Below are 26,075 nucleotides of genomic sequence, written 5' to 3'. Positions count from 1 at the left end.
GGCGGTGATGCGCCCGCGCCTGCTGCCGGGCCTGGTCGACGCGCTGGCGCGCAACGCCGCGCGCCAGGCCGGCCGCGTGCGCCTGTTCGAGCTGGGCCGCGTGTTCGCCGAGGCCGATCCGGGCGACCGCCAGCCCGGCGCGCCCCTGCCGGCGCCGCGCGAGACGCGGCGCATCGCCGCCGTGGCCTGCGGCGAAGCGGTGGCCGAACAGTGGGGCCTGCAGGCGCGCCCGGTCGATTTCCACGACCTGAAGGGCGACCTGGAATCGCTGGCCGCCCTGGCCGGCGCGAAGCTGGCGTTCCGGCCCTCGGGCGCGCCGTTCGGCCACCCGGGCCGCAGCGCCGATGTGTACCGCACCGACCTGGAGGGCGGCGAGGTCCTGCTGGGCTGGATCGGCCAGCTGCATCCGCGCCTGGCGAAGGCGCTGGAGCTGGACGTGGACGCCTACGGCTTCGAGCTGGACCTGGAGCCCCTGCAACAGCGCCCGCTGCCGCGCGCCCAGGCCCTGTCCCGCTATCCGGCCGTGCGCCGCGACCTGGCCTTCGTGGTCGCCGAACAGGTGGCCTGGGCGGAGCTGGCCGCCAGCGTCCGCGAGGCCGCCGGCGAGGTCCTGCGCGACCTGCAGCTGTTCGACCGCTATCAGGGCCCGGGCGTGGAATCCGGCTTCAAGAGTCTGGCTATGGGCTTGATTTTGCAGGACAACACGCGCACTCTCACGGACCAGGACGCTGATGCCGTGGTCGCGCGCGTGGTCGCCGCACTGGGCAACAACCACGGCGCGAGGATCCGCGGCTGATACGGGAACAAGGGACATGGCACTGACCAAGGCGGAGATGGCCGAGCGTCTGTTCGACGAAGTCGGCCTGAACAAGCGCGAGGCGAAGGAATTCGTCGACGCGTTCTTCGACGTGCTGCGCGAGGCGCTGCAGGGCGGGCGGCAGGTGAAGCTGTCCGGCTTCGGCAACTTCGACCTGCGCCGCAAGAACCAGCGCCCGGGCCGCAACCCCAAGACCGGCGAGGAGATCCCGATCTCCGCGCGCACCGTGGTCACCTTCCGCCCCGGCCAGAAGCTCAAGGAGCGCGTGGAAGCCTTCGCGGGAGTGGCGCCGAATGCTTGATCCGGGCAGCAACCGCGAGCTTCCGCCGATCCCCGCCAAGCGTTACTTCACCATCGGCGAGGTCAGCGAGCTGTGCGACGTCAAGCCGCACGTGCTGCGCTACTGGGAGACCGAGTTCCCCAGCCTCAGCCCGGTCAAGCGCCGCGGCAACCGCCGCTACTACCAGCGCCACGACGTGCTGATGGTCCGCCAGATCCGCAGCCTGCTGTACGAACACGGCTACACCATCGGCGGCGCGCGCCTGCGCCTGGAAGGCGAGGGCGCCAAGCAGGAGTCGGCGCTGAGCAGCCAGATCGTGCGCCAGGTGCGCATGGAGCTGGAGGAAGTGCTGCAGCTGCTGCGCCGCTGAACGCGGACTCGCGGTTGCGCCGGGCAACCGGTATAATCGCCAGCCCGCCATGGCGGGAAGCTTTCCCGGGGTATAGCGCAGCCTGGTAGCGCACTTGTCTGGGGGACAAGTGGTCGTCGGTTCGAATCCGGCTACCCCGACCATATTTCGGCATGTAAGTGCTTGAACTGCTTGGAAGGCCTAGGCCTTCCAAGCAGTTGCCGGGGCCCTCGATCTCTAACTGCTACGTCTGAGTGTTACGGGTTGCTGCTACGGCGACCCAAGGACGGAGAGAGAGATCGCGGTCAATGGCAGAGAATTTGGTCCAGCGCAATGGCGTCTTTTACGCTCGCGTCCAAGCCCCTAAGGAGCTTCAGGAGCTCCGGCGGCATTTGGGTGTCATCGGGCGGAAGGACATCTGGAAGAGCTTGTGCACCAAGGATCGGGCTGAAGCAAAGCGCCGTCTTCCGCATGTTCTGATCGATATCGAGCGTCAGTTCGCGACCGAAACCGCCGAACTGAAGGCGCAGGGTGCACAGCGGCTAATCGAACCCAGTGAGGCCGAGCTGGAGAGTGCAGCACGGGCATTCGTCGAAGCAGAGCTCCGGCAGGATGAGCTTGAGCGTGCCCACCGCCCGTCCGCCAGGCAGGCAGAAGCGGCACGGCAAGCCTTCTTGCGGCGACTGCAAGAGCACCCTCCGAAGTCCAAACTTGACCTCATCGCTCGTTCCCTGGACTTGCGCGACCCAGCCGCAATGGGCGAGCTCTCGGCCGAGAAGCGTCAAGTTCTGAAGGAAGAGCTTCGCCAATCGTTGGGCTCGGAACGAGTTCGCCGCCATCGACTGGGCCGTGCGGGGTTTCGCCCGAGAACATGCCTGGCGAATCGAGCCGGACTCGGCGGTCCATAAACGTTTCGCCCGCCTCTTGCTACGGGCATGGATACGCGCGCTGGACATTGCAGACCTGCGCGATGCGGGCAACTTCGAGGATGTGTTCGACAGCCCTGTGCACCGGGATTCGCTGCCTACGCGCGCTGCCCAAGTGCAATCAGGGCCAATGCAGGCAAGGCCGAAGAAGGGCGAGGGTTTGAGGGACTACTTCGAGACCTATCTGGCAGAAGCTCGCTCCAACCTCCGGGCCAACGGCCTGAAAGATGCCCGTGCCACACTTCGGCAGTTCATTGAATGTGTTGGCGAGAAGTGCATTCAGGACTATGGGCGGGCTGACATGTCCAGGTTCAAGCGGATGCTCAGTCAGGCCCCGGCACGCTCCGAGAAGTTGTTTCCGGGATTCCCTTGCCCAAGGCGATTGAAGCTAACAGGCGTGCGGGCCACCCGACCCTGAAGCATGCCTCGGTGAGGAACAAGCTGAGCATCATGTCAGCATTCGGAAAGTGGCTTGAGGCAATGCTGACGGTATTGAGGCAGGAAGTTTTCAAACGACGCTGCCGCCCCGGAAGGACTCCGACCGCATGGAGCCCTTCAGCGATGAGGCTGTCCGAAAGATCCTCAATGCGCTGGCATTCGTAGGCTGCGAGTCGGAGCGCAACCAAGGCAAGCCAGGGAACCATCGGATCAGAGATTGGCGCTACTGGCTGCCCTTGGTCCAGGCGTTCACCGGCGCCCGGCTCAACGAAGTTACCCAGCTCAAGGTGTCGGATATCGCTCAAAGGGACGGCATCTGGGGCCTTACGATCACTGACGGCGGTAAGGGGCAATCTCTGAAGACGTCCTCGTCTAAGCGCTGGGTGCCCGTGCATCCCCGGCTGCTGGATCTCGGGCTCGTTGCGTATCGGGACCGAGTAGCCGAGCAAGGTCACGAGGATCTCTGGTCAGACATCCCGACCAGTAGGGACGGGCGCAGGTCTGATCACGCTGGCAAGTGGTTCTGGCGCTTGCTTTCGAGAATCGGCGTCAAGGGCGATGCCGCAGACGCTCTCTGGTCTGGCTGCCGCGCCGCCCTCCGAAATGGATGTGTTCAGCGCTTGAATCCCGCCGCAAGCGCCCATATGGGCGTAACCAGCCGACCTGAGTGATTGCGGGCAAACCCGTGGCGGCCCGGAAGTTGGGAGGGGCGCTTCAGTAAGACCGCTCTGCGCACTTCGGTGCGCCTTATGCATACATGCAGGAGGTGGGGCGGCGCTATGCGACAAGTCGATACGTGAGGTATCGGGGTGTGAAATGCCTTTGGCATCAACTATTTGCGTAATGACGCGTGTTGACACGAGCATCTCGGACGGGTCTTGTGCAAATCGGGGGGTTGCATCGCGATTCGAGTTGTGGCTCCATCGCTCCAACGACAGGAGGTTGCCATGCCTACCGAACCCGATAAGGCCCTGAAGCCCCCCTACGGCTCTTTTACGACGCTTGCGAACCAGATCGACAAGCTGGCTGAGCACGGGCTCCCCAACCAGGTGGATGCGAGCCTTTTCCGGCACCTCTCCGGCGGAGTAGTGAGCCCCCTTCTAGCTGGGCTGAAGTATCTCGCTCTGGTGGATGAACTCGGAAAGCCGACCCAGCTATTTCACGAGCTGGTTGAGGCCAGCGAGAAGGAAAAGGCCGCGATCTGGAAGAAGATCGTTCACCAGTCCTACCCCTTCATGTTCGATGGGTCCGTACCTCTCGAGACCGCAACGACGAGTCAGGTCGAGCAGGCATTTCGCGACCAACAGATCACCGGTAGCACGATTACGAAAGCGGTTGCCTTCTTCCTCAGCGCGGCCGAGGTGGCCGGCATCAAGGTGTCGAAATTCGTAAAGGTCCCGAAACCGCGGAATGGCGCCACGAAGGGCGCGCGTAAGAAGGTGAAGGGGGAGGCCGCTATCCCGCCAAGCGACCCGCCTCCGCCGGCCACGCCGGCTCAGACCCAACATCACCCTTTTATCGAGGGGCTCTTGCGCGAGCTTCCACCCCCGGGGCCCACTGTCGAGTTTCCGTTGGCAAAGCGAACCAACTGGCTTGAGATCGCAGCGCGGACCTTCGAGATGATCTACGCGCGTGCGAAGGACGACGATCAGTCGCTGCGAATCGCAGTCTCAGTCACCGACCCGGACAAAGGTTGCGCGTCCGGAAAGGAGGGGGCATGAAAAGGAGATCCGACCGCCGCCGGTGAAGTCTGCCCGCCGGCGGCAGGAAGAAGGCCCTGTGCCAGTCACGCCTCAGAAACCTGGCTGGCAAAGGGCCGTGGTGGACATCCTGGTTGATGCCCTGCAGGCCTTTGCAGGTCTGCAGGGCGTCACTTATAGCCGTCACCAACTGAACAATCAAGCACTTGGTGGCGAAATGTGACGTCAGCCGCATGTCGGCAAAGGAAATTGAAATGGCCAAGGTGCCAAGTAACTCAGGCAAGACCTGGACGAAGAGCGATGTGCAACAGCTCGAGAAGCTCGCTGCGGGTAATACGCCAACGCGGGTCATCGGGCTGAAGATGGGCCGTAGCGCGGCAGCCGTGAGTGCGAAGGCAAGCGAGGAAAAGATCTCGCTCAAGCCGACGAACCAGTCGCCTTATGGGCCCCGGCGCAAGTAGGTTCATTAGTTGGAGCGGGCGGGCAGGGATTCCTGCCCGCCCATCTGTTGGCTTGTGAGCTGCTGAGGCCCGACACGCCGATCCCGATGTGCTACGTTGAAGTCGAACTTTAGGTTGCTACGGATGCGCGAATGGGCGGGGGCTAAGTCCTTGACCCGCAAAGGCTGAAAGAGTGCTACGGATGTGCTTGTGCGGATGGTGTCATAAGCGATTGATTTTAAAGGTGATGTAGCCAGTTCGAATCCGGCTGCCCCGACCAAATTCAGGTACCCGAAAAGCGGCTGCCGGCAACGGCAGCCGCTTTTCGTCGTGGCCCCCGCCGCGCCACGGCAGGCGCCGGGGGCCAGGCGCGATCAGGAGCGGGGGCGGTCCCTGCGGTGAGAAGCCCTGCGGCACCTTGCCGTCCTCATCCAGGAACTCGGGCGAGGGCGCTCCGTCGGGACCGGGCGGCCGACGGGCAGCCGTTGGCTCTGCTGGCCGCCGGCTTGGCGGCCACTTTGCATTTGCAGCCAGCGCGTCGCGCTCCGGCCCGGGTGGCAGCCTGCTGGAGGCTTCCTCCGGTGGCTACCGGGGCCGGCAGGCACTCGCCGTTGGCCGGCACCAGGGTACGCGACCCATCGGCGTTGGCCATGTTGATCCGTTCCACGGTGATCCCGGTGAACCCGGCCTTGCCCTTGCGGTCTGATGCGCCAGTGAGCGCCACGGCGACGGCGACCACGGTCGTGGCGGCCAGGCAGCGCCTGGGCAGGCGGTTCTGTGCGGGCAGCTGCGCGACGGACTGCTGCATCGATCCTCCATGTCGGTGGTTGGGCGCCGACCGCGGCGGCCGCCGCGAGGGCCGACCGCGCATGAGCGTGGGTGCCGGTGCGTGACTCAAGTGCTGCTGGGCGGCGTGGACGGTATCCCGGCATGGCGCATGGCCGCGGCCGGGCGGGTTTTCGAAGTTCAACCATGGAGGGATTCGGATGCGACGCATGCTGGGCTGGTGGATGTCATTCCTGCTGGGGGCGGTGCCCGGCGCGGCGATGGCGCAGGCCGAACCACCCGTGCCGCTGGATGGCGACGGGGAGGTGGTGGACATGGCCCCGGTGCTGGTCGCCGGTGTCCAGCCCGGTCCGGGGCTGTGGCGGGTCAGCAAGGACGACCATGTGCTCTACATCCTCGGTACGCAGTCGCCGCTGCCGCGCGACATCGACTGGGACGCGCGCGAGGTGCGCGAGGTACTGGACGAAGCCGGCGCGGTGCTGGGCTCGCCGGGCCTGTCGGTCGACGCCGATGTCGGTTTCTTCCGCGGCCTCACCCTGGTGCCATCGGCGATGAAGGCGATGCGCAATCCCGGCGGCGCCACGCTCGACAAGGTGCTGCCGCCGGAGCTGTACGCGCGCTGGTTGCCATTGAAGCAGCAGTACATGGGGCGCGACCGCGGGGTGGAGAAGAAGCGCCCGCTGATTGCCGTATATGAGCTCTACAAGGCCGCGCTGGACCACAGCCGGCTGCGCCAGGGTGGTGTGGTGGGCCCGGTGCTGGCCAAGGAGTTGAAGGCGCGCGGCCTGGAGTCCACCTCGACCGTGCTCGAGCTGAAGATCGAGGACCCGCGCCAGGCCCTGGCCGACTTCCGCGGCGAGGCGCTCAAGCCGCAGGACCTGCAGTGCTTTGCCGCCACGCTCGACGTGATCGAGCAGGACCTGCCGCGGATCGCGGCGCGTGCCAACGCCTGGGCGGTGGGTGACGTGGCCGCGCTGCGGGCGATGCCGCGCAACCGCCGGCAGCTGGCCGACTGCATGGATGCCTGGGTGCAGGCCGAGGCCGCGCGCAAGCGTGGTTTCACCGACATCGAGGCCCGGATCCGCGAGCGCTGGCTGGCCGCGGTGGAGAAGGCGCTGGCCGGGCACAGGGTCTCGTTCGCCACGATGAGCATCGACACCCTGCTGTACGACCGCGAGGGCTATCTGGCAGCGCTTGCCGCGAAGGGCTACCGCATCCAGGCGCCGGACGAGCTGGTGGAGGGTGACGGGGAATCGCCGTCGGAAGAGGCGCCGGAGGCTGCGGCCACCCGCTGATACGGCAACGGCCGCTTTCGCGGCCGTCGTCGGCACCCGACCGGCATCGGGAAGGCCAGGGGGCGGGGCCCCTTCCGGGATCAGCCGCCCGCTGCCAGCGGCAGGATGCCCGCGCCCGCGGCCAGCTGCGGCCAACGGCGCAGCACCGAGGCGCGGATGCCGGCGGCGTCGATGCCGGCCTCGGCCAGCAGGTCCTCGCGGCTGGCGTGGTGCTGGAACGCGTCCGGCAGGCCCAGCTGCAGCACCGCCATGGCGATGCCTTCGGCGTTGAGCAGCTCGGCCACGGCCGAGCCGGCGCCGCCGGCGACCACGTTGTCCTCGATCGTCACCAGGCCGTCGTGGCTGCGCGCCAGTTCCAGCACCAGGTCGCGGTCCAGCGGCTTGATGAAGCGCATGTTGGCCACGGTCAGGTCCAGCTCCGCGGCCACCTCCTCGGCGGCCGGCACGGTGGCGCCGAACGCCAGCAAGGCCACCTTCTTGCCCTTGCGGCGCAGCTGGCCGCGGCCGATCGGCAGGGTCTCCAGGGCCGGCTCCACCGCCACCCCGGGGCCGGTGCCGCGCGGGTAGCGCACCGCGGCCGGGCCGGGGTGGCGCAGGCCGGTGGTGAGCATCTGCCGGCACTCGTTCTCGTCGGCCGGGGCCATGACCACCATGTTCGGCACGCAGCGCAGGTAGCTGAGGTCCAGGTTGCCGGCGTGGGTGGCGCCGTCGGGCCCGACCACGCCGCCCCGGTCGATCGCGAACAGCACGTCCAAGTTCTGGGTGGCCACGTCGTGCACCAGCTGGTCGTAGGCGCGCTGCAGGAAGGTGGAGTAGATCGCCACCACCGGCTTGGCGCCCTGGGTGGCCATGCCGGCGGCCAGGGTCACCGCGTGCTGCTCGGCGATGGCCACGTCGAAGTAGCGCTGCGGGTATTCCTTCGAGAAGCGCACCAGGCCTGAGCCCTCGCGCATGGCCGGGGTGATGCCCATCAGCCGCGGCTCGGCGGCGGCCATGTCGCACAGCCAGTCGCTGAAGACGTCGGTGTAGGTGGGCTTCTTCGCGCCGGGCTTGGCGACCAGGCCCTTGGCCGGGTCGAACGGGCCGACCGCGTGGTAGCCGATCTGGTCGCCCTCGGCCAGCTCGTAGCCCTTGCCCTTGGTGGTGATCACGTGCAGCAGCTGCGGGCCCTTGAGGGTCTTGAGCGTGCGCAGCGCGCCGAGCAGGGTGGGCAGGTCGTGGCCGTCGATCGGGCCGGTGTAGTGGAAGCCCATTTCCTCGAACAGGGTGGAGGGCACGAACATGCCCTTCCAGTGCTCTTCCCAGCGCTTGACGAAGCGCGCCGGCGGCTTGTTCTTGTCGCCCAGCAGCTTCTTGCCGCCCTCGCGGATCCGGTTGAAGGTGGCGCTGCCGGTCATCCGGCCCAGCATCTTGGTCAAGCCGCCAACCGCCTCGGAGATCGACATGCGGTTGTCGTTGAGGATCACCAGCAGGTTCGGCTCCTCGTCCATGCCGCCGGCGTGGTTGAGGGCCTCGTAGGCCATGCCGGCGGTCATCGCGCCGTCGCCGATCACCGCCACCACCTTGCGGTCGTCGCCGGCCTGTTGCAGGGCGATGGCCATGCCCAGGGCGGCGGAGATCGAGGTGGAGGAATGGCCGACGCCGAAGGTGTCGTACTCGCTTTCCTCGCGCTTGGGGAACGGCGCGATGCCGTCCTTCTGCTTGACCGTGTGGATGCGGTCGCGGCGGCCGGTGAGGATCTTGTGCGGGTAGGTCTGGTGGCCCACGTCCCACACCAGCTGGTCCACCGGCGTCTGGTACAGGTAGTGCAGGGCCACGGTCAGCTCGACCACGCCCAGGCCGGCGCCGAAGTGGCCGCCGCTGCGGCCGACCGACTCGATCAGGTAGGCGCGCAGTTCCTGGGCGACTGCCGGCAGCTCGGCCTCGTCGAAGCGGCGCAGGTCCGCGGGCGAGTCGATGCGCGCGAGGCGCGGGTAGCGTTGGGAGTCGATCATCGGGGCCGGAAAACCGTACGGTGGCCCATTTTCCTCCCCGGGGACGTGACGGGGCAAGCAAGGCTTGCGCCGCGGCCCCCGGTGGTGGGCCGGGCGGGACTAGACCGGACGCCGCGAACGGCGCGGCAGCTGCGCGCGCAGGAAGGCCATCTGGTCGGCCAGGATGTTGCGGTTGGACAGGATCAGGTGCTCGATCCAGCTCGGGCGGTAGGGCACGGCCAGCAGCGGCATGTTGGCCTGGTGCGGAGTGCGGTTGCCCTTGCGCGAGTTGCACTGGAAGCAGGCGCTGACCACGTTCTCCCAGATGTCCAGCCCGCCGCGCGAAAGGGGGATGACGTGGTCGCGGGTCAGCTGCGGCCGCGGGAACTGCTGGCCGCAGTACAGGCACAGGTAGGAATCGCGCGCGAACAGGGCGGCGTTGGACAGCGCCGGGGTGGGATCCAGCGCCCGCGCCCGGGCATGGCCGCGGGTGGCGATGATCGGGTGCAGCTCGATCACGCTGCGGCTGCCGGTGTCGCGGTTGACGCCGCCGTGCACGCGCATGCACGGCTGGCCCAGGGTCCAGGCGACCGCGCCGCGTGCGTAGAGGCAGGTCGCGTCCTGCCAGTGGATCCAGTCCATGGCCCGGCCGTGGGCGTCCAGCGAGAGCACGCGCGGCGCGTTGGCCAGGCCGCGGAGCGAAGGGGACGCGTCCGCCGGTACCGGGGTCCCGGCGAAGATCGGATCAAGCATCGCCGTATCCGTCTCCATCGGGTTCCAGCTTATACCCGAAAGATGACGGTCGGGGTCAAGCCCTCAGCGCAGCACGCCCTGCAGGCCGGGCGCGGGATTGAGCGAACTGCGCGCATCCAGCTCGAAGCTGCGCGGCTTGCTGGCCTCCTCGGGCGTGGCGCTGACATTGCCCTGCAGGCGGTAGGACAGGGCGCGGCGCCCGGCCAGCGCATCGGCCACCGCCAGGCGCGCCATCGGTTGCGGGCGCAGGGTGGCGCGCACCGTGTCCGCGGCGGAGGGGCCGATGGAGATGGCGGGCGTGGCCTCGAGGGTGCCGGCCTCGTGCTCGTCCACGCTGACCGCCAGCGAAACCCGCTCGAAGCGCATGGACATGCTGCTGTAGTTGTGCAGGCGCAGGTCCACGGTCCAGCTGCCGTCGCTCTCCACCGTCAGCTGCTGGATCGAGGCGGCCGGCGCGGACACGCGCTTGACCTTGCCGCCGCAGCCGGCGAGCAGGGCCATGGCCAAGGCCAGGGCAAGGACCGGAAGGAACCGTCGCGGGAAATTCATGCCGCCTCCATCGTGTGGGCGGCTGATATTACGGGGTTTGCGCATCGTCTTCGCTGTCCCCCGGGGCCTGGCCGCCATGCAGCGGCGCGGCCACCACCAGCTCGGAGAGGTCGTAGCCCATCCGTTCGGCCGCCGCCTTCAGCCGCGCGAACAGCATCGCGTCCATCGACGGCTCCCGCGCCAGGATCCACAGGTACCTGCGCCCGGGCTCACCGACCATCGCCCACTGGTAGTCCGGATCCAGCGCCAGCACCCAGTAGTCGGCCCAGACCAGCGGCAGCCAGCCCAGCCAGTCCGGGGCGAAGCGCACCTGCAGCCGTGCCGGGTGGCCCTCGACCTGGCGCGCCACGCCATCGGCCGCCAGGTATTCGCCTTCCCGGGTGCGGCAGGCGTTGCGCACGCCGATGCGGCCATCGCTGCGCAGGGTGTAGTGCGCGGTGGCGTCGCTGGCACAGCGGCGCTGGTGCGAGACCGGCAAGCGCCCGATCTCGTGCCAGTGGCCGGCGTAGCGGGTCAGGTCCAGGGTCTCGACCGGCACCACCCGTGGACGTTCCTGGGCCAGGGCGGGCACCAGGCCGGCGCACAGCAGCAGCGTGGTCAGGACGAGGAAGCGCATGCGGTCTCCTGGGGCGCGGCTGGGCCGGATGCTAGCACCGACGCCGCAAGAGGCCGTTGTTGCGCTGCCGCGCGCGGAGGTGCCTCGCGCGGCGCATTCGGCGCCGCTGCCGGGCGCGTGGGCGCACGTCCCCATGCCGTGGTGGTTGCCGGGGGCACGCCGGCCCGGGCCGGCGTCGGCGAAGCCCTGCGCGGGCAGGTGCGCGCAGGCCGTGGCGCAGTGCGCCGCGCTGCCCTCCCGGGCGGATGCGCTGGCCTCAGTCGAGGCGGACCCGCCGCGGGTGCCGGCCGTAGTGGCGGACCTCCACTACCAGCGGAGGCCCGGCGCGCAGGTGGTGGGCCACGGCGAGGGTGCGCGCCAGTTCCAGCGCCTTGCCGATGGATGGAAAGGAAGTAATGGGGTGGTCGCCGTCGAACAGGACGCACCCCCTATGGTCCTTCTGAACGGTCAGTCGTCTGCAGTCCATGCGACAGGGCCCCCTCCGCTCCCCGCGGTCTTGCCGTCCCCTGCACCGGCGCACTTTGCCGCCTCGCCGTGGGCCTGGCAATCAGGGATCGGCGAGGCGGCGTATAGGAAAAGCGGCCACGCGCCGCCATCCTGGTGGCGCTAGTCCCGCGCCTCGATCCGGGCTTCGCGCAGGGCGTCCCCGGCCTGCCGGAGCGCGGCGGTGTCCAGTGGGCGGATGGTTTCGATCCGGCACGGGACCCGGCCCACCTGGCCGACCATCGGGCCCAGCGGCAGGACGCTGTCGAAGCGCGCCTGCACGCGCGAGCCGGTGCTGGTGAGGGACAAGGCGGTGGCATGGCGCAGGTCGTTGCACGGGCCGGTCAGCTCCAGCAGCCAGGCCTCGCGCGGCCGGGTCCAGACCACCAGCGCCTCGTCGCCCAGCGCGGTCCAGCCGTTGAGCTGGCCGGGCAGGTGGAAGCCGGGCACCGGCTCGCCCGCGTGCGAACGGTGCAGTTGCAGGCGTTCGGCGTCGCTCATGCGCGGGGTGCCGGCGCAGGCGGAAAGCAGGGCCGTGGCCAGAAGGGCCGCAAGGCATGTCCGTTTCCGTTTCATTGCAAGCTCCGCAAGTGGACGTAACCCCATCATGGCGCAGGCCGCGGATGCGGCAAGGGCGGGGCCGATGCACGTTCATCGAACGGGATGCTTGTCGGATCGCGAAAGGCCCGTTATGATGCCGCCCCTCGCAGCGGCCAAGCCGCAGCGCAGATGGCCGGGTAGCTCAGTTGGTAGAGCAGGGGATTGAAAATCCCCGTGTCGGGGGTTCGATTCCCTCCCCGGCCACCAAGAAAATCAAGGGCTTGCAGCAATGCAGGCCCTTTTCATTTTCGGGGCGTCGGATTTGGTGGCCGTTCGGTGGCCGTTTGCGCTGGGCTCGGTGGTTCAGGCCGCCACCGGTTCGCCTTCGTGGTCCGGCTGCTGTAGTACGTCGACGATCCACGCGGGGACTTCGGCTTCCGCCCAGACGGCGATGGTGGGCGTGACCTTCCGCTGCTTCGGGAAGGTGCCTTCCGCCATCTTGGCGTAGATGGTCGAGCGTGCCAGTCCGGTCAGGCGCTGGACTTCCTTCAAGCGGATCAGGCGCGGGGTGGTGGTGCTGGTGCTGGTGCGCATGGGTTGTCTCCGGAAATGGAAAGGCCCGCCAGCAGGTGGACTGCCAGCGGGCCGTGGTTGCAGTGAGGTTGGCGTGCGACTGCTCGCGCGCCGGGGTCAGGTCTGATGGTGAAGGCTGCCGGGAATCGATGGCCTACCGGGTGGCCTGCCTTGTCGTGCCGCTGTGGTGCGGCCGGGGGTACGGGGGTGACGCGCGCTCCGCCTAATCCTTAAATACCCTTTCGGAAATTTGCGGTGCAACCTTTTCAGGGTGTCGCAAAGCGACAGGCCCCCGCCGCCGTGTCGCACTGGCAAATCAATTTGAGACAGCAGGAGGCATCCCGAGGGGATGCACTGCCGTCAGTAGTCGCCATCCCCGGCCGTCATCACCTCGGCCAGTCGGTCGGCAGTGGTGGCGATTTCCTCCCCTTCCAGCAACCGCAGGGACCGCAGGAAGGCGTCAAGGCCATCCTGCTCGATCATCTTTGCCAGCTTGGCGGCTCTGCGCTCGTCCCTCTGCCTCTCTCGGATGGTCTCCGGGACATCGGCGAAGGCATCCCGCCACGCGTTCCCCTTGACGTGCCGCCACTGCGGCCAGCCGGTGCCGGGGTCACAGGCGGCGGCCGAGTAGTCGCCGGGTGTCACGGCAGGGAGCTTTCGGAACATCCGTGTCGTGGTGTCCTTCGATACACCAAAGGTCCGCCCGATGCTCCGCAGGGAGACCCCTTCGGGCAGCGCGCGTCGCCCTCGGTCTGTCAGCATGGCGAGGTATTGCCATGCCGCCTCCCGTGGTTGCTCGGGGTGCATGGGCAGCTTCACGCCGTCGCAGTTGACCGCCTTGGATACCACCAGGGCCTCCACCTCGGCAGCATCCCGGACGCGCGCAGGAACGCTTTGGCGACCTGCTCGGCGGTATGCCTTCATGCGGTGGTGTCCGTCGATCAGGTAGAGGCTACCGGCGATCCGAGCGACCAGCAGCGGCTCCAAGTCTCGCCCGTCGCCCAGCTTCAACACCAGGTCGGTAACGTGTTGCTCCGATGCACTCTCAAGGCGCGCCCGGTCGCGGAAGGGGGCAAGCCGGGCATTCCTTGGCTGGTACGCGTCGGCCAACCGGATGCGACCAATGGCGACCTGCTGCGGCTCGATGGCACGCCATTCGGACAGCAGGGCTTCCAGCTTCTCCAACTCCACGTCATGCCCTCCGGCGTCTCGTGGCGGGCACTTGGGGTGCGGGCAAGGCGAGAATCAGGCGGTCCAGCACCTCGCCATTGGTCAGGCGGCGGCCCTCCTTCCATTCGATGAGTCGCTGCCAGTTCTTCAATCGGTCGAAGGCAGCAAGGCCGATGGCGACCTGCCGATAGATGACCGTAGCTGGCGGCGGTGTCGGCGCGGGATAGAAGGGGGATGGTTCGTGTTGCTTCTGCACTGGCTTCTCCATGTAGCTCCGGCGAACGCGCACGGCAAAGCCGCCGAGGCCCGAAGGCCCAGCGCTCGCGGGGATGGGTGGTGGATTAGGGCCGGGTGAGGTGGCCCAGCGGTGGACCGAGGGGCGATAGGGTCGCTGCTTCTCGCCAATAGTGGCCACTAAAACCCGAGGCCATCTTAGGGCGTGCGGGGGTGTCCGTGGCGTTCTTTCCCCTGACGATGACTGCTAAATTATTTCCCTTTGGAAATCAGTGGGTTATGTCGCATGCTCCCGCCTTGGCAATTCATCCGCCCACGTCACGAATCCTTTGGGTAGGCTTCGGCCCGCTGCGGCCAAAAAGACAGATAGGGCCGCACGCGCAAGCAAGAAATCAACAGCACGGAGTCACGCCTATGTCCTTCCTGTACCGCCTTTCCTTCCGCCTTCCCTTCACTTCCCGCGTGCTGTCCCTGCTGCCCGCGCAGGGGCCGAATCAGCATGGCTTCTGGATCGACCGCCTGGGTGACTACTGCACGCTGGTCGGCCTCGGTCGCGTGGTGCTGTACGTGGAGCGTGCCGAAGGCGCACCACTGCTGCGCTTGGCGTGAGGTTCGGCGGGGCCGGCGCTGCCAGTCTCGCAGGTGCACCTGTCCCTGCGGCGGCGCTGCCGGTCCCCGCCTACGTCCTCCGCGCGCGCTGTGGCGCGCTGCTGCCGACGCCTGCGCCCGTCCACCAGGGGGGCAGGCATCGGATACGAATAGGGCCGCATTGCGCGGCCCTTGGTGTTCTTGGTGGTGCCGTGGCGCGCCGTGGTGGCGCTACGCGGCGGCCGCTCCCTGCTTCGGGTGCAGGGGTACCACTTGGGCGCTATCGCCCGTCACAAGCCGGTATAGGGCCTCTAGGGCGGCTCGCTTTTCGTCCAGGTAGTCGTGGCGGTCATAGTGGCGGGACTGGACGCCACCGAGGCCGTGCGATTGCAGTTGCGCCCGCACGTCCGAATGGATGCCAAGATCCGCCAGTCGCGTTTCCACGGTGCGCCGGATGTCGGTGATGGAGAACCCCCCGCCCGGCAGTTCCCCGGCCTCGCGCATGGCTTGCATGACGGCACGGCATCGCACGTAGGCGGTTGACGACACCATGCCCGATTCCCCGGCGGTGGCGGTGAAGATGAAGTCCCCGGCCCGCTGGGGTGCCATCGCGTGCATGGCTTCGATGGCGGCGGGAATCAGCGGGACTACGTGTTTGCGTGGTGCGCTGCGCCTGCCCTTGGAATCCCATAGCGTCAGGGTGCAGCGGTCGCTGTCATAGTCGGCGACGGTGGCGCGTGCCAGTTGTTCCAGACGCTGCCCGCCCGTCAGCAGGTGGAACCGCAGGCAGGCCGCTTCGTGATCGGGCAGGGCCTCAATGCGCCGCCAGTAGGCGCGAAGCTCCGACACCGACAGCGCGCGGTCGCGTACCTTGTTCGCGCCCTCGATGGTGCCGAGGTCGCGCGCCGGATTGGTCCTGATGCGCAGGGCGCGCAGGGCCGGGGTGGCGCTGGCGGTGGTCCGCGCCTTCACGCCTGCGGCGTAGGCCGATTGCAGATAGGACCGCACCTTGGCCGCTTCCCGCAGCTTCCCTTCATCGGTCAGCCGGGTGAGAACGGACAGCAGGTCATCGGCGGTCAGGTCATCCGCTGGGGTCGCCCACAAGCGAGGCCACGGTTCGGCGACGTGGCGCTGGATGGATGCCCGGACAGCGGATGCGCTGGACTTGCCCTTGACTTCCAGCCATTCGGCATAGGCGGTCAGCAGCGCGCCAAGGGTGGACTGCTGGCGTTCCTGTTCGGCCTGTGAAGCCTTCGCGGCTGCTTCCCGTTCGCGGCGCGCCTCCCGTTCCTCGGCTTCGAGGATGGCGCGCAGGTCGCGGTCGCCTGCCCGGTAGCGCGCCGACAGTTCCCGGCCACGGTCGCGTGCTGCTGCCAGGGACAGCGGACCGCCTGTGCCCTCCCATTCACCTAGCGGTATGCGGTCGCGCTTACCGCCCGGCTTCGTATATCGGAAGTAGAACAGGACAGCCTCGCCTTCCCTACGCCATGCCGTCAAGGTGCCGCCGCCTCTAGGCCAGCGGTCGGACCGCTCCGGATCGCCCGGTTTCAGTGAACGCAACGTGCGGTCGGTAAGCGCTGCCATCTGCTAATCCCCATTGGTGGCCGTTCGCGGCCATGATGGGTGCGGGTGGGGTGCGCCGTCAATGGCCGGTGGCCGTTCGGTGGCCGTTCGGTGGCCGTTCGCGCGTGGCTTTGGGTAGACCGGGCTGGACGCCGCTAGACGCTGTTTCCGGTGTATTTCAGGCAGTTACGGCTTCTTTGCAGAATCCGTCGGATCGTCTTGGAAGCCGGAAACTCGTGATTGAAAATCCCCGTGTCGGGGGTTCGATTCCCTCCCCGGCCACCATCCTTCGGAAGCCTGCATGGGCTTCGCCGCAAACGGACCTTCGGGTCCGTTTTCTGTTTCCGGCTTCCGCCAGGCCGCGCCGATGGCCCGGCCGCCACGCACGCCTCGCGCCGCGGTTAAAGGAATCGCTCCGCGCGTCGCTATCCCGGTAAGCGGACTGTCCACCGACGGCCACGCATGTGCCCGCGGTTGCCGACGCATTCTTCATGGGCTGCGCGCGAGCATCGGGTCCGCGGGCTGCAGATGGCGCCCGTCCGTACCGCCCGGTACCCTGGAATGCCGAGCGCGTTGCCGCGCGTGTAGGTTTTTTCCTACCCCACGACGCAAGGTTTCCCGACTTACAGGCTTTGCCGGATTTGGCATCCTTCGCGTGCCCCGGCAGTTACGGCATGCGAAGGACAGGATGACCGCTCTGCAAGGACCAGGCCACCGGCAGGACGCCGGGCCGGGGCATTAACAGGATCCGCGCCGCCAGGGCGCGGTTTTTGTTTGTGTCGCCGCATGGCCCCGCGCGACGCGGAGCGGGCGCTCAGCCTGCCGAAGGCGGCACGTAGCCGGCCGGCTTCTCGGCATCGCCACCGAACAGGAACTTCTCCATCTGCTGCTCGAGGAAGGCGCGGTGCTGCGGGTCGCGCGGCGACAGCCGGTTCTCGTTGATCAGCATGGTCTGGTGCGCCAGCCAGGCGTTCCAGGCGTTCTTGCCGATGTGGGCGTGGATGCGCTTGCCCAGCTCGCCAGGCCAGGGGATGAAATCCAGGCCCTCGGCCTCGCGTTGTTCGTACTGGCAGAAGATCGTGCGGGACATGGGCGTTGGTCGCTTCAGAGTGAGTCGAGCAGCTTGCGGATGGGCGCGGGCAGGCCGAGTCCGGCCAGTTCCGCCCACGCCACCCAGCGCTGGGCCTCATTGTCGCCCACGCGGGCGCGCGGGGCGACCTTGCGCAGGCGCATCGGCTGCAGGTGCAGGCGGTAGTGGCTGAAGGTGTGGACGATGGCCGGCAGGGCCTCGGCGGCGTCAAAGTCGCCGTCCAGCTCGCGCCCGAACCATTCGCGCAGCTCGGCCTCGGTTTCCGCCTGCGGCAGGGTCCACAGCGAGGCCCAGATCCCGGTGGACGGGCGCCGCTGCAGCAGCAGGCGGCCCTCGGCATCCTCCAGCAGCAGGGCGATTGCCTCGCGTTCGGGCAGGGTCTTGCCCGGGCGCGGGGTGGGCAGGGCGTCGACCAGGCCTTCGCGCAGGGCGGTGCAGCCGCCGGCCAGCGGACAGGCCAGGCAGGCCGGCGCGGCGCGGGTGCACTGGGTGGCGCCGAAATCCATCTGCGCCTGGGTGTAGTCGGCCATGCGTCCGGCCGGGACGTGGCGCACGTGGTCGGCGGCCAGCGCCCACATCCGTTTCTCCACCGCCGGCGTGCCGGGCCAGCCGTGGATGCCGTGCCAGCGCGCCAGCACGCGCTTGACGTTGCCGTCCAGGATCGGGAACGGATCGCCCCAGGCCTGGGCCAGGATCGCGCCGGCGGTGCTGCGGCCGATCCCGGGCAGGGCCAGCAGGGCCTCGAAGTCGCGCGGCAGGTCGCCGCCATGCAGTTCGACGCAACGCTGCGCGGCTGCGTGCAGGTTGCGGGCGCGGGCGTAGTAGCCCAGGCCGGCCCAGTGCGCCATCACCTGGTCGGTGGAGGCGGCGGCCAGGTCGGGCAGGGTGGGGAAGCTGTCGACGAAGCGCAGGAAGTACGGGATGACCGTGGCCACCTGGGTCTGCTGCAGCATGATTTCCGACAGCCACACCCGGTAGGGCGTGCGCGGGTGCTGCCAGGGCAGGTCGTGGCGGCCGTGGCGGTCGAACCAGGCCAGCAGCGGTGCGACGAAGCGGTCGGGCGTCTCAGCGGCCACGGCGCGGCTCCTGCGCGATGGCGCGCACGGCGGGGCAGGCAGGCGCCCGTCCCGCGCTCGTGGTCGCAGCGTGCATGCGCGGGCTCAGGCGCCCAGCGCCTCGGGCAGCAGCGCGTCGACGAAGGCGTCCGGATCGAACACGCGCAGGTCCTCCGGGCGCTCGCCGATGCCGGCGAAGCGGATCGGGATGCCGAACTCGCGCGCCAGGGCGAACACCACGCCGCCCTTGGCGGTGCCGTCGAGCTTGGTCACCACCAGGCCGGTCACGCCGACGGCGGCATTGAACTGGCGCAGCTGGTTGAGCGCGTTCTGGCCGGTGGTGCCGTCGATCACCATCAGCACCTCGTGCGGCGCGGCCGGGTCCAGCTTCTGCAGCACGCGCTTGATCTTGCCCAGCTCGTTCATCAGTCCGACCTGGGTGTGCAGGCGGCCGGCGGTATCGGCGATCAGCACCTGGGTGCCGCGCGCCTTCGCCGCCTGCAGTGCGTCGTAGGCCACCGAGGCGGCATCGGCGTTCTGCCCTTGCGCGATCACGGTCACGCCGTTGCGCTCGCCCCAGGCCTGCAGCTGGGCCACGGCCGCGGCGCGGAAGGTGTCGCCGGCGGCCAGCATCAGGCTGCGGCCTTCGTCCTTGAAGCGGCGGGCGAGCTTGCCGATGGTGGTGGGCTTGCCCACGCCATTGACGCCCACGGTCAGCAGCACGAACGGGCGGGTGGCCGGGGCGATCTGCAGCGGCACCGACACCGGCTTCAGCATCGCCACCAGCTCGGCGCGCAGCGCCGCCAGCAGCGCGGCCGAGTCGGCGAACTCACGCGCCTTCATGCGCTTGCGCAGCCCCTCCAGCAGTGCGGTGGTGGCGGTGACGCCGACGTCGGCGGTGAGCAGGGCGGTCTCGATCTCGTCCAGCAGGTCGTCGTCGAGCTTCGGGTTGCGCGAGAACAGGCCGCCGATGCTGCGCGCAAAGGCGCTGTTGCGCAGGCGCTCGCGCCAACCCATGCGCCCGGGCGCGGCCGCCGGCTGCACGGCGCCGCCGCCGTCCACCGGCGTGCCGGCTTCGGCGGGCACCACGACGGCCTCGCCGGCCGGCGCCTGTTCCACCACTGCAGGGTCCACCGGGGTGGCGCCAGCCGCCGGGTCGACGGCATCGCTGCCGGTCGCCTCCGGCGCGGCGGGCACGGGTGCCGGGACCTCGGCGGGGGCTGCCGGAGTGGCGGCGTTCGGGGCCTGGGGGAACGCGGCGGCGAGCTCTTCGGCGCTGAAGCGGCTTCCGGATGGCGTGGCAGGGGCGCTTTCGGGCTTCTTTCGGCGGAAGAAACTGACCATTTCGCAGGGATGTCGGAGAATGTGCACATGCTAGCACCGCACCCCGCCACAGCTTCTGAAGCCGGCCGCCGCCGGCGCGTCCCATGAGCCGCCGCCAGCCGCCCCGCGCCGGTACGCGCGGCGCGACCCCGGGCGCGGTGCGCATCATCGGCGGCCGCTGGCGTGGCACCCGCCTGCCGGTCGCCGACGTCGCCGGCCTGCGCCCGACCTCCGACCGGGTGCGCGAGACCCTGTTCAACTGGCTGATGCCGGTGCTGCCCGGCGCGCGCGTGCTGGACCTGTTCGCCGGCAGCGGCGCGCTGGGGCTGGAGGCACTGTCGCGCGGTGCGGCGCAGGCGGTGCTGGTGGAGCGCGACCGCGACGCGGCCGCTGCGCTGCGCGCCAACGTGGCGCGGCTCGGGGCGCAGGCCCGGGTGGTGGAGGCCGATGCGCTGCGCTGGCTGGATTCGGCCGATGCGGCCGCCGCCGGCGCGGCGGACATCGTGTTCGTGGACCCGCCGTTCGCGGCCGGCCTGTGGGACGCGGTGTTGCAGGCGCTGCCGCGATCGATGGCCGCCGACGCCTGGCTGTACGTGGAAAGCCCTGCCGGCAGCGAGCCGCCGCCACCGCCGGGCTGGCACCTGCACCGCGAGCTGCGCACCTCGCAGGCGCGCGCGGCCCTGTATCGTGGCCGTGGCACCGGGGGCGCTGATACACTCGGCGGCGCCAATCCGGCCCCCTGAAGACGACCCGAACCGTGGCCCATCGCCGCATTGCCGTCTATCCCGGCACCTTCGATCCGATCACCAACGGCCACATCGACCTGGTCGACCGAGCCGCGCCGCTGTTCGAGAAAGTCATCGTCGGCGTGGCCGAAAGCCAGGCCAAGGGCCCGACCCTGCCGCTGGAGCTGCGCGTGGGGCTGGCGCGCGAGGCGCTGGCGCGGCACCCCAACGTGGAGGTGCGCGGCTTCGACACCCTGCTGGCGCACTTCGTGCGCGAGGTCGGCGCCGGCGTGCTCCTGCGCGGCCTGCGCGCGGTGTCGGACTTCGAGTACGAATTCCAGATGGCGAGCATGAACCGCCACCTGATCCCGGAGGTCGAGACCCTGTTCCTGACCCCGGCCGAGCAATACAGCTTCATTTCCTCGTCGCTGGTGCGCGAGATCGCCCGTCTGGGCGGAGACGTCTCGGGCTTCGTGACCCCGGCTGTGGCCGCGGCGCTGAAGGCGGCACGGCGGGGCGATGGTTCCCAGTGACTTTACGAACCCAAGGGAGGATTTCCTGATGAACAAGACGATGCGCGCGCTCCTGCTCGCCAGCCTGGTGGCGTCCCCGCTGCTGCTGGCCGGCTGCGGCAACAAGGAAGAGGCGGTGGCCAACGAGGCCACCGAGGCGAAGAAGCTGGCCGCCCCGGCCCGCGACGACGACGCCGGCTGGAAGGCCTACCTGCCGCAGGTGGTGCAGGAGAACATGGGCACCATCACCAACAACCCGTTCCTGTACTACCTGCCGCCGGAGTCGGATCCGGAGTTCGAGGCCAAGTACGAGCGCCAGGTCGAGGCCGCCACCACCGCGATGAAGCGCGGCGTGCAGAAGGGCAACCTGCTGGCCTTCGGCTCGCCGGCGTCCTCGCGCATGGCCGGCCTGATCGAGACCGCGTTCGCCGACGTGCAGCCGGACTCGCTGAAGGGCGTGCGCATCGTGTTCATCGGCGACGCCTCGGACAACCCGCGCGTGCACGCCGTGGTCGCGCCGACCGGTGCCGACTACGTCTTCGTCGAGGCCAAGTAATTTCCCCGAGCCCGGCCGCGGCCACGCGGCCGGGCGCCGGCGGGAAGGTCTCCCCGCCCACGCGGGGCCGGTGCCGCCAGGTACCCCGGCCATGACCCGGACCGCTGTGCGATGTCACTGAAGATCAACGAATTCTGCGTCAACTGCGATGTCTGCGAGCCGGCCTGCCCCAACCAGGCCATCTCGATGGGCGAGACGATCTACGTGATCGACCCGGCGCGCTGCACCGAGTGCGTCGGCCATTTCGACGAGCCGCAGTGCGTGGCGGTATGCCCGGTCGAGTGCATCGACCCAGACCCCGACCATCCGGAAAGCCAGGAGGCGCTGCTGGAGAAGCTGCGGCGCCTGCAGCGCGAGCATCCGGAACTGTATGCCCCGGAGGCTGCACCATGAGGCTGAGCGCGCGCCTGCTGGCACTGGCGTTCCTGTTCCTGTCCGCGGCCCCGGCCGCGCTCCTGGCCGCCGATGGCGGCGACGCGCCGCAGGCGGCGCGCCCGCCGGGCGCGGCCATCGCCAGCGCGCACGAGCTGGCCACCGCCGCCGGCTTCGAGGTGCTGGAGCAGGGTGGCAACGCGTTCGACGCGGCGGTCGCGGTCTCGGCCGCGCTGTCGGTGGTCGAGCCGATCAGTTCCGGCCTCGGCGGCGGCGGCTTCTTCCTGCTGCACGACGCGGCCAGCGGCCGCGACGTGTTCGTCGACGCGCGCGAGACCGCGCCGGCGGCGGCCACCCCCGAGCGCTACCGCGACGCCAACGGCAAGCTCGACCGCGACCGTTCCCAGAACGGTCCGTGGTCGGCCGCCATCCCCGGCCTGCCGGCGGGCCTGGTGCACGTGGCGGAGAAGTACGGCCGGCTGCCGCTGAAGACCAGCCTGGCGCCGGCGATCCGCCTGGCGCGCGAGGGCTTCCCGGTGTACGCGCGGCTGGAGCGTGGATACGCCGCGCGGCGCCAGGTGATGGAGCGCTATCCTGGCACCCGCGCCGTGTTCCTGGCCGGCGGCAAGCCGCCGGTGGAGGGCCAGCTGCTGCGCCAGCCCGACCTGGCGCGCACCCTGGAGGCGCTGGCCGAGCGCGGCTTCGACGGTTTCTACCGCGGCCCGGTGGCGAAGAAGCTGCTGGCCGGCGTGCGCGCCGAGGGCGGGCAGTGGACCGCCGAGGAGCTGGCCAGCTACCAGGTGCACGAGCGCGAGCCGCTGCGCTTCTGGTACCGCGGCTGGGAGATCGTGACCGCGCCGCCGCCGTCCTCCGGCGGCGTGGCCCTGGCGCAGATGCTGCAGGTGCTGGCCGGCTGGAACCTGTCCAGCCTGGACCCGGCGCAGCGCGCCCACCTGACCATCGAGTCGATGCGCCGCGCCTTCCGCGACCGCACCTTCTACCTGGGCGATCCTGGCTTCGTGCACGTGCCGGTGGAAGTGCTGGCCAGCCGCGACTACGCCGCCGGCCTGCGCTCCACCATCAATCCGCAGAAGGCCACCCCCAGCGACGTGTTCTCCGGCCTGCCCACGCCGCTGGAGGACGAGGAGACCACCCACTTCTCGATCATCGACGCCGAGGGCAACCGCGCCGCGGTCACGCAGACGGTGAACCTGCTGTTCGGCTCGGGCCTGGTGCCGCCGGGCACCGGCGTGCTGCTGAACAACGAGATGGACGACTTCGCCCTGCTGCCGGGCCAGCCCAACGCCTTCGGCGTGATGGGCTACGAGGCCAACGCGCCGGAGCCGGGCAAGCGCCCGCTCAGCTCGATGACCCCGACTTTCATGGTTTCGCCGGACCGCGTGGCGGTGCTGGGCACCCCGGGCGGCAGCCGCATCATCACCATGGTCCTGCTGGGCGTGCTCGGCTACGCCGACGGCCTGGACGCGCAGGCGGTGGCGGCGCTGCCGCGCTACCACCACCAGTGGCAGCCGGACGTGGTCGAGGCCGAGACCGGCGCATTCAGCCCGGAGGTGGCCGCGCGCCTGCGCGCCATGGGCCACACCCTGGACCTGCCGGACGGCGAGGTCTCCAGCGGCGCCTCCAGCCACTTCTGGGGCAACCTGCAGACGGTGATGTGGGATCGCCGCGGCAACGCGCTGCAGGGCGGAACCGACCCGCGCAACCCGGTGGGCAAGGCCGAGGTGCGCCTGGTGCGCGCGGCCGAAGCCGTGCCCTGAGCGGGCGCGGCCGAGTTCCGGATTCTTAACGGATGCAGCGCTAGCATTCGTTCATGAAACTCTGGTCCATCCGCGGCAATTCGCAAAAACTCGACGGCGGCTCCATGTTCGGCAACGCGCCGAAGGCGATGTGGGAGAAGTGGGCCCGCCCCGACGAGCACAATCGCATCGACCTGGCCTGCCGCGCGCTGCTGGCCAGCCCGCTGAACGGCAAGACGGTGCTGTTCGAGACCGGCATCGGCGCGTTCTTCGAGCCGAAGCTGCGCGAGCGTTACGGCGTGCAGGAAGACCGCCACGTGCTGGTGGAATCGCTGCGCGCGGCCGGTTTCGAGCACGAGGACGTGGACGCGGTGGTGCTCAGCCACCTGCACTTCGACCACGCCGGCGGCCTGCTGGCGCCGTGGACCGAGGGCAGGGCGCCGGAACTGCTGTTCCCCAACGCCACCTACCTGGTCGGCGCCGCGCACTGGGAGCGCGCGCGCAACCCGCACCCACGCGACCGCGCCAGCTTCATCCCCGAACTGCCGGCGCTGCTGGAGGCCAGCGGCCGCCTGGAGATCGTCGACGGGCCGTACTCGCAGGCGCTGGGCCAGGCGGTGCGCTTCAGCTTCAGCGACGGCCACACCCCGGGCCTGATGCTGGCCGAGATCCTCGGCCCGGAACTGGTCGACGGCCAGCCGCACGGCGGCGTGGTGTTCTGCGCCGACCTGATCCCCGGCCGTTCCTGGGTGCACCTGCCCATCACCATGGGCTACGACCGCAACGCCGAGCTGCTGATCGACGAGAAGCGCGCCTTCCTCGAGGACAAGCTGGCGCGCAACGTGCACCTGTTCTTTACCCACGACCCGGGCTGTGCCCTGGCCCAGGTGGCGCGCGACGAGAAGGGCCGCTACCGCACCATCCACGAGGTCGCCGAACTGGTCGCGCGGCCGCTGGGCGCGCACAGCCTGGCAGCCTGAGCCGCCGCGCCGCATCCGCCGGCGGTCTACCGCCGCGCGCGCATCGCCGCTACCTTTCCGCCCGGGAGAAACGCCGCAAGGCAAAGGGGGAACGATGGAGGTAACGGCTTCGCGGCAGTGGATGCAGGCCTTGCTGGCCACGACACTGCTGGCGTTGGGGATCGGCTGCGACGCGGCCGGTCCGGGCGCGGCGCAGGCGCCGGTGCGCGCCAACCAGCTCGGCTATCCGCCGGCGGCCCGCAAGCTGGTGGTGGTGGAAACCTCCGCGCCGGCGCGGTTCCGGGTGGTGGCCGAAGGCCGGGACGAACCGCTGCTGCAGGGGCAGCTGCAGCCGGCCGGGCACTGGGAACCGGCCGCGCGCGACGTGGCCCTGGCCGACCTCAGCGCGCTCGCCACGCCGGGCCGCTACCGCCTGCTGGTCGATGGCATGGCGCCGTCCGATCCGATCGTGGTCGACGCCGGGGCCTATGCCGGCGTGGCCATGGGCGCGCTGAAGGGGTTCTATTTCCACCGCGCCAGCACGCCGCTGGCGCGCGGGCATGCCGGGCGCTGGGCGCGCAAGGCCGGGCATCCGGACGACAAGGTGCTGGTGCATGCCTCCGCGGCCTCGCCCGGGCGCAAGGCCGGCAGCCGCATCGCGGCCCCGCGCGGCTGGTACGACGCCGGCGACTACGGCAAGTACGTGGTCAATTCCGGCATCACCCTGTGGACCCTGCTGGCGGCGTGGGAGCACTACCCGGAATTCTTCCGCGGCCGCGACGCCGGCATCCCGGAAAGCGGCGATGCGGTGCCGGACATCCTCGACGAAGCGCTGTGGAACCTGCAGTGGATGCTGGCCATGCAGGACCCGGCCGACGGCGGCGTGTACCACAAGCTGACCACGCTGCAGTTCTCCGCCATGGTGATGCCGCACCAGGACACCGCGCCGCGCTACGTGATGGCCAAGAGCACCGCCGCGACCCTGGACTTCGCCGCGGTGATGGCCATGGCCAGCCGCATCTACGCGCCGTACGAAGCGCAGTTCCCGGGCCTGGCGCGGCGCATGGCCGATGCCGCGCAGCAGGCCTGGGCCTGGGCCCTGGCCAATCCGCAGGTCGAGTACCGGCAGCCGGCGGACGTCGGTACCGGCGCCTATGGCGATGCCTACCTGGAGGACGAGTTCGCCTGGGCCGCGGCCGAGCTGTACCTGCTGACCGGCGAGCCCGGCTACTGGGAGGCATTCCACCAACGCGCCGGCGTGCCGGGCGTGCCCGGCTGGGCCGACGTGCGCGCGCTGGGCTGGATCTCGCTGGCCCAGCACCTGCCGCGGCTGCCGGACGACGCTGCCCGCGGACAGGTGCGCGAGGGCCTGCTGCAGGTCGCGCGCGGGCTGCAGGAGCGGGAGGCGCAGTCGCCGTGGAAGCTGGCCATGCGCGGCGAGGATTTCGTCTGGGGCAGCAACGCGGTGGTGCTCAACCAGGCGCTGCTGATGCTGCAGGGCTACCGCCTGGGCGGCGGGCGCGAATTGCTGGACGCCGCCCAGTCCCACCTGGACTGGGTGCTGGGGCGCAACCCGCTGGGCGTGTCCTTCGTCACCGGTTTCGGCCTGCGCACGCCGATGCACGTGCATGACCGCCTGTCGGCGGCCGACGG

30 protein-coding genes, 2 tRNA genes and 1 pseudogene are annotated in these 26,075 nt (G+C 69.5%); 19 read left to right on the top strand and 14 right to left on the bottom strand.

The window, feature by feature from the left end; all coding sequences use genetic code 11:
* The 9 genes and pseudogenes from B351_RS0107900 to B351_RS17295 all read left to right on the top strand — a co-directional run.
* Positions 1-796: pseudogene (locus B351_RS0107900) on the top strand (phenylalanine--tRNA ligase subunit beta); the annotation flags it as partial.
* Positions 797-812: 16 nt separating this feature from the next.
* Positions 813-1,118: an integration host factor subunit alpha gene (locus tag B351_RS0107895; protein ID WP_019398504.1), complete on the top strand. Its 306-nt coding sequence runs from the start codon at positions 813-815 to the stop codon at positions 1,116-1,118.
* A complete protein-coding gene (locus tag B351_RS0107890; RefSeq protein WP_013534801.1) occupies positions 1,111-1,467 on the top strand; it encodes a MerR family transcriptional regulator in 357 nt (118 codons plus the stop codon). The genes B351_RS0107895 and B351_RS0107890 overlap by 8 nt, the downstream gene beginning before the upstream one ends.
* A gap of 66 nt (positions 1,468-1,533) precedes the next feature.
* Positions 1,534-1,610 (top strand) — tRNA-Pro (locus B351_RS0107885).
* 144 nt (positions 1,611-1,754) lie between these two features.
* Positions 1,755-2,354, top strand: coding sequence for a DUF6538 domain-containing protein (locus B351_RS17620; protein ID WP_156810446.1), 600 nt, complete (start codon positions 1,755-1,757; stop codon positions 2,352-2,354).
* Between the two features lie 563 nt (positions 2,355-2,917).
* Complete coding sequence (locus tag B351_RS17615; protein ID WP_156810445.1) at positions 2,918-3,481, top strand: hypothetical protein; 564 nt, start codon at positions 2,918-2,920, stop codon at positions 3,479-3,481.
* A gap of 276 nt (positions 3,482-3,757) precedes the next feature.
* Positions 3,758-4,531: a DUF5343 domain-containing protein gene (locus B351_RS0107870; RefSeq protein ID WP_019398502.1), complete on the top strand. Its 774-nt coding sequence runs from the start codon at positions 3,758-3,760 to the stop codon at positions 4,529-4,531.
* Between the two features lie 22 nt (positions 4,532-4,553).
* Positions 4,554-4,733: a hypothetical protein gene (locus tag B351_RS17790; protein WP_198006208.1), complete on the top strand. Its 180-nt coding sequence runs from the start codon at positions 4,554-4,556 to the stop codon at positions 4,731-4,733.
* A gap of 31 nt (positions 4,734-4,764) precedes the next feature.
* The gene (locus tag B351_RS17295) at positions 4,765-4,971 is read left to right on the top strand and encodes a hypothetical protein (protein WP_083852417.1); all 207 of its coding nucleotides are present in this window, start codon (positions 4,765-4,767) and stop codon (positions 4,969-4,971) included.
* A 406-nt stretch (positions 4,972-5,377) separates the two neighbouring features.
* On the opposite strand, the gene B351_RS17610 is transcribed toward B351_RS17295, so the two are convergent.
* Positions 5,378-5,758, bottom strand: a complete 381-nt coding sequence (locus B351_RS17610; protein WP_156810444.1) for a hypothetical protein — start codon at positions 5,756-5,758, stop codon at positions 5,378-5,380.
* Positions 5,759-5,936: 178 nt separating this feature from the next.
* On the opposite strand from B351_RS17610, the gene B351_RS0107865 reads away from it, so the two are divergent.
* Positions 5,937-7,031, top strand: coding sequence for a TraB/GumN family protein (locus B351_RS0107865; RefSeq protein WP_039731181.1), 1,095 nt, complete (start codon positions 5,937-5,939; stop codon positions 7,029-7,031).
* Between the two features lie 80 nt (positions 7,032-7,111).
* On the opposite strand, the gene dxs is transcribed toward B351_RS0107865, so the two are convergent.
* From dxs to B351_RS0107835, 6 genes are all read right to left on the bottom strand, one after another.
* Entirely contained in the window at positions 7,112-9,025 is a 1,914-nt protein-coding gene (gene dxs / locus B351_RS0107860; protein ID WP_019398500.1) for a 1-deoxy-D-xylulose-5-phosphate synthase, read from the bottom strand.
* Between the two features lie 99 nt (positions 9,026-9,124).
* A complete protein-coding gene (locus tag B351_RS0107855) occupies positions 9,125-9,646 on the bottom strand; it encodes an HNH endonuclease (RefSeq protein ID WP_125076942.1) in 522 nt (173 codons plus the stop codon).
* A gap of 174 nt (positions 9,647-9,820) precedes the next feature.
* Positions 9,821-10,306: an LEA type 2 family protein gene (locus B351_RS0107850; protein WP_037034935.1), complete on the bottom strand. Its 486-nt coding sequence runs from the start codon at positions 10,304-10,306 to the stop codon at positions 9,821-9,823.
* A gap of 28 nt (positions 10,307-10,334) precedes the next feature.
* A complete protein-coding gene (locus tag B351_RS16455; RefSeq protein ID WP_019398497.1) occupies positions 10,335-10,922 on the bottom strand; it encodes a lipocalin family protein in 588 nt (195 codons plus the stop codon).
* 256 nt (positions 10,923-11,178) lie between these two features.
* On the bottom strand, positions 11,179-11,388 hold the full coding sequence (locus B351_RS17290) for a hypothetical protein (protein ID WP_019398496.1): 210 nt from the start codon (positions 11,386-11,388) through the stop codon (positions 11,179-11,181).
* Between the two features lie 140 nt (positions 11,389-11,528).
* Positions 11,529-11,981 (bottom strand): DUF6491 family protein, encoded by a 453-nt coding sequence (locus B351_RS0107835; RefSeq protein WP_026010498.1) that lies wholly within the window; start codon positions 11,979-11,981, stop codon positions 11,529-11,531.
* A gap of 155 nt (positions 11,982-12,136) precedes the next feature.
* Between B351_RS0107835 and B351_RS0107830 the strand changes: the two genes are divergently transcribed.
* Positions 12,137-12,212, top strand: a tRNA-Phe gene (locus B351_RS0107830).
* Positions 12,213-12,308: 96 nt separating this feature from the next.
* Here the strand turns inward: B351_RS0107830 and B351_RS0107825 are convergent.
* The 3 genes from B351_RS0107825 to B351_RS17605 form a co-directional block, all read right to left on the bottom strand.
* Positions 12,309-12,539: an AlpA family transcriptional regulator gene (locus B351_RS0107825; protein WP_019398494.1), complete on the bottom strand. Its 231-nt coding sequence runs from the start codon at positions 12,537-12,539 to the stop codon at positions 12,309-12,311.
* 339 nt (positions 12,540-12,878) lie between these two features.
* The gene (locus B351_RS16450) at positions 12,879-13,709 is read right to left on the bottom strand and encodes a ParB N-terminal domain-containing protein (RefSeq protein ID WP_019398493.1); all 831 of its coding nucleotides are present in this window, start codon (positions 13,707-13,709) and stop codon (positions 12,879-12,881) included.
* A gap of 1 nt (position 13,710) precedes the next feature.
* A complete protein-coding gene (locus tag B351_RS17605) occupies positions 13,711-13,956 on the bottom strand; it encodes a hypothetical protein (protein ID WP_156810443.1) in 246 nt (81 codons plus the stop codon).
* Between the two features lie 380 nt (positions 13,957-14,336).
* On the opposite strand from B351_RS17605, the gene B351_RS0107815 reads away from it, so the two are divergent.
* Positions 14,337-14,531 (top strand): hypothetical protein, encoded by a 195-nt coding sequence (locus B351_RS0107815; protein ID WP_019398492.1) that lies wholly within the window; start codon positions 14,337-14,339, stop codon positions 14,529-14,531.
* A gap of 210 nt (positions 14,532-14,741) precedes the next feature.
* Here the strand turns inward: B351_RS0107815 and B351_RS17600 are convergent, their stop codons facing one another.
* From B351_RS17600 to ftsY, 4 genes are all read right to left on the bottom strand, one after another.
* Positions 14,742-16,094 carry an integrase gene (locus B351_RS17600; protein ID WP_156810442.1) on the bottom strand — a complete coding sequence of 451 codons (1,353 nt, stop codon included), beginning with the start codon at positions 16,092-16,094 and terminating at the stop codon, positions 14,742-14,744.
* Positions 16,095-16,887: 793 nt separating this feature from the next.
* Entirely contained in the window at positions 16,888-17,163 is a 276-nt protein-coding gene (locus B351_RS0107805; protein WP_019398490.1) for an oxidative damage protection protein, read from the bottom strand.
* A 14-nt stretch (positions 17,164-17,177) separates the two neighbouring features.
* On the bottom strand, positions 17,178-18,239 hold the full coding sequence (gene mutY / locus B351_RS0107800) for an A/G-specific adenine glycosylase (RefSeq protein WP_019398489.1): 1,062 nt from the start codon (positions 18,237-18,239) through the stop codon (positions 17,178-17,180).
* Positions 18,240-18,323: 84 nt separating this feature from the next.
* The gene (gene ftsY / locus B351_RS0107795) at positions 18,324-19,562 is read right to left on the bottom strand and encodes a signal recognition particle-docking protein FtsY (protein WP_026010497.1); all 1,239 of its coding nucleotides are present in this window, start codon (positions 19,560-19,562) and stop codon (positions 18,324-18,326) included.
* An 83-nt stretch (positions 19,563-19,645) separates the two neighbouring features.
* Between ftsY and rsmD the strand changes: the two genes are divergently transcribed.
* The 7 genes from rsmD to B351_RS16440 form a co-directional block, all read left to right on the top strand.
* Complete coding sequence (rsmD, locus tag B351_RS0107790) at positions 19,646-20,284, top strand: 16S rRNA (guanine(966)-N(2))-methyltransferase RsmD (protein ID WP_019398487.1); 639 nt, start codon at positions 19,646-19,648, stop codon at positions 20,282-20,284.
* Positions 20,281-20,799: a pantetheine-phosphate adenylyltransferase gene (coaD, locus tag B351_RS0107785; protein WP_037034931.1), complete on the top strand. Its 519-nt coding sequence runs from the start codon at positions 20,281-20,283 to the stop codon at positions 20,797-20,799. The genes rsmD and coaD overlap by 4 nt, the downstream gene beginning before the upstream one ends.
* Before the next feature lie 28 nt (positions 20,800-20,827).
* Positions 20,828-21,334, top strand: coding sequence for a hypothetical protein (locus tag B351_RS0107780; RefSeq protein WP_019398485.1), 507 nt, complete (start codon positions 20,828-20,830; stop codon positions 21,332-21,334).
* A gap of 111 nt (positions 21,335-21,445) precedes the next feature.
* The gene (locus B351_RS0107775) at positions 21,446-21,727 is read left to right on the top strand and encodes a YfhL family 4Fe-4S dicluster ferredoxin (RefSeq protein ID WP_019398484.1); all 282 of its coding nucleotides are present in this window, start codon (positions 21,446-21,448) and stop codon (positions 21,725-21,727) included.
* Entirely contained in the window at positions 21,724-23,484 is a 1,761-nt protein-coding gene (gene ggt, locus B351_RS0107770; RefSeq protein WP_019398483.1) for a gamma-glutamyltransferase, read from the top strand. Before B351_RS0107775 ends, ggt begins: the two co-directional genes overlap by 4 nt.
* 53 nt (positions 23,485-23,537) lie before the next feature.
* Positions 23,538-24,443, top strand: a complete 906-nt coding sequence (locus B351_RS0107765; RefSeq protein ID WP_026010496.1) for an MBL fold metallo-hydrolase — start codon at positions 23,538-23,540, stop codon at positions 24,441-24,443.
* Between the two features lie 94 nt (positions 24,444-24,537).
* A partial coding sequence (locus tag B351_RS16440) for a glycoside hydrolase family 9 protein (RefSeq protein ID WP_050992158.1) occupies positions 24,538-26,075 on the top strand: 1,538 nt, incomplete at its 3' end.

This window comes from Pseudoxanthomonas sp. GW2, from assembly GCF_000283075.1.
Classification (GTDB): Bacteria; Pseudomonadota; Gammaproteobacteria; order Xanthomonadales; family Xanthomonadaceae; genus Pseudoxanthomonas.
Note: the sequence above shows the minus strand (reverse complement) of the source record. Positions and strands in the feature narration are given on the sequence as shown.

Coding starts and splice junctions, on each gene's coding strand:
- B351_RS0107895 (WP_019398504.1), top strand. CDS start 813: ATGGCACTGACCAAGGCGGAGATGGCCGAGCGTCTGTTCGACGAAGTC.
- B351_RS0107890 (WP_013534801.1), top strand. CDS start 1,111: ATGCTTGATCCGGGCAGCAACCGCGAGCTTCCGCCGATCCCCGCCAAG.
- B351_RS17620 (WP_156810446.1), top strand. CDS start 1,755: ATGGCAGAGAATTTGGTCCAGCGCAATGGCGTCTTTTACGCTCGCGTC.
- B351_RS17615 (WP_156810445.1), top strand. CDS start 2,918: ATGGAGCCCTTCAGCGATGAGGCTGTCCGAAAGATCCTCAATGCGCTG.
- B351_RS0107870 (WP_019398502.1), top strand. CDS start 3,758: ATGCCTACCGAACCCGATAAGGCCCTGAAGCCCCCCTACGGCTCTTTT.
- B351_RS17295 (WP_083852417.1), top strand. CDS start 4,765: ATGGCCAAGGTGCCAAGTAACTCAGGCAAGACCTGGACGAAGAGCGAT.
- B351_RS17610 (WP_156810444.1), bottom strand. CDS start 5,758: ATGCAGCAGTCCGTCGCGCAGCTGCCCGCACAGAACCGCCTGCCCAGG.
- B351_RS0107865 (WP_039731181.1), top strand. CDS start 5,937: ATGCGACGCATGCTGGGCTGGTGGATGTCATTCCTGCTGGGGGCGGTG.
- dxs (WP_019398500.1), bottom strand. CDS start 9,025: ATGATCGACTCCCAACGCTACCCGCGCCTCGCGCGCATCGACTCGCCC.
- B351_RS0107855 (WP_125076942.1), bottom strand. CDS start 9,646: ATGGACTGGATCCACTGGCAGGACGCGACCTGCCTCTACGCACGCGGC.
- B351_RS0107850 (WP_037034935.1), bottom strand. CDS start 10,306: ATGAATTTCCCGCGACGGTTCCTTCCGGTCCTTGCCCTGGCCTTGGCC.
- B351_RS16455 (WP_019398497.1), bottom strand. CDS start 10,922: ATGCGCTTCCTCGTCCTGACCACGCTGCTGCTGTGCGCCGGCCTGGTG.
- B351_RS17290 (WP_019398496.1), bottom strand. CDS start 11,388: ATGGACTGCAGACGACTGACCGTTCAGAAGGACCATAGGGGGTGCGTC.
- B351_RS0107835 (WP_026010498.1), bottom strand. CDS start 11,981: ATGAAACGGAAACGGACATGCCTTGCGGCCCTTCTGGCCACGGCCCTG.
- B351_RS0107825 (WP_019398494.1), bottom strand. CDS start 12,539: ATGCGCACCAGCACCAGCACCACCACCCCGCGCCTGATCCGCTTGAAG.
- B351_RS17605 (WP_156810443.1), bottom strand. CDS start 13,956: ATGGAGAAGCCAGTGCAGAAGCAACACGAACCATCCCCCTTCTATCCC.
- B351_RS0107815 (WP_019398492.1), top strand. CDS start 14,337: ATGTCCTTCCTGTACCGCCTTTCCTTCCGCCTTCCCTTCACTTCCCGC.
- B351_RS17600 (WP_156810442.1), bottom strand. CDS start 16,094: ATGGCAGCGCTTACCGACCGCACGTTGCGTTCACTGAAACCGGGCGAT.
- B351_RS0107805 (WP_019398490.1), bottom strand. CDS start 17,163: ATGTCCCGCACGATCTTCTGCCAGTACGAACAACGCGAGGCCGAGGGC.
- ftsY (WP_026010497.1), bottom strand. CDS start 19,562: ATGGTCAGTTTCTTCCGCCGAAAGAAGCCCGAAAGCGCCCCTGCCACG.
- rsmD (WP_019398487.1), top strand. CDS start 19,646: ATGAGCCGCCGCCAGCCGCCCCGCGCCGGTACGCGCGGCGCGACCCCG.
- B351_RS0107780 (WP_019398485.1), top strand. CDS start 20,828: ATGAACAAGACGATGCGCGCGCTCCTGCTCGCCAGCCTGGTGGCGTCC.
- B351_RS0107775 (WP_019398484.1), top strand. CDS start 21,446: ATGTCACTGAAGATCAACGAATTCTGCGTCAACTGCGATGTCTGCGAG.
- ggt (WP_019398483.1), top strand. CDS start 21,724: ATGAGGCTGAGCGCGCGCCTGCTGGCACTGGCGTTCCTGTTCCTGTCC.
- B351_RS0107765 (WP_026010496.1), top strand. CDS start 23,538: ATGAAACTCTGGTCCATCCGCGGCAATTCGCAAAAACTCGACGGCGGC.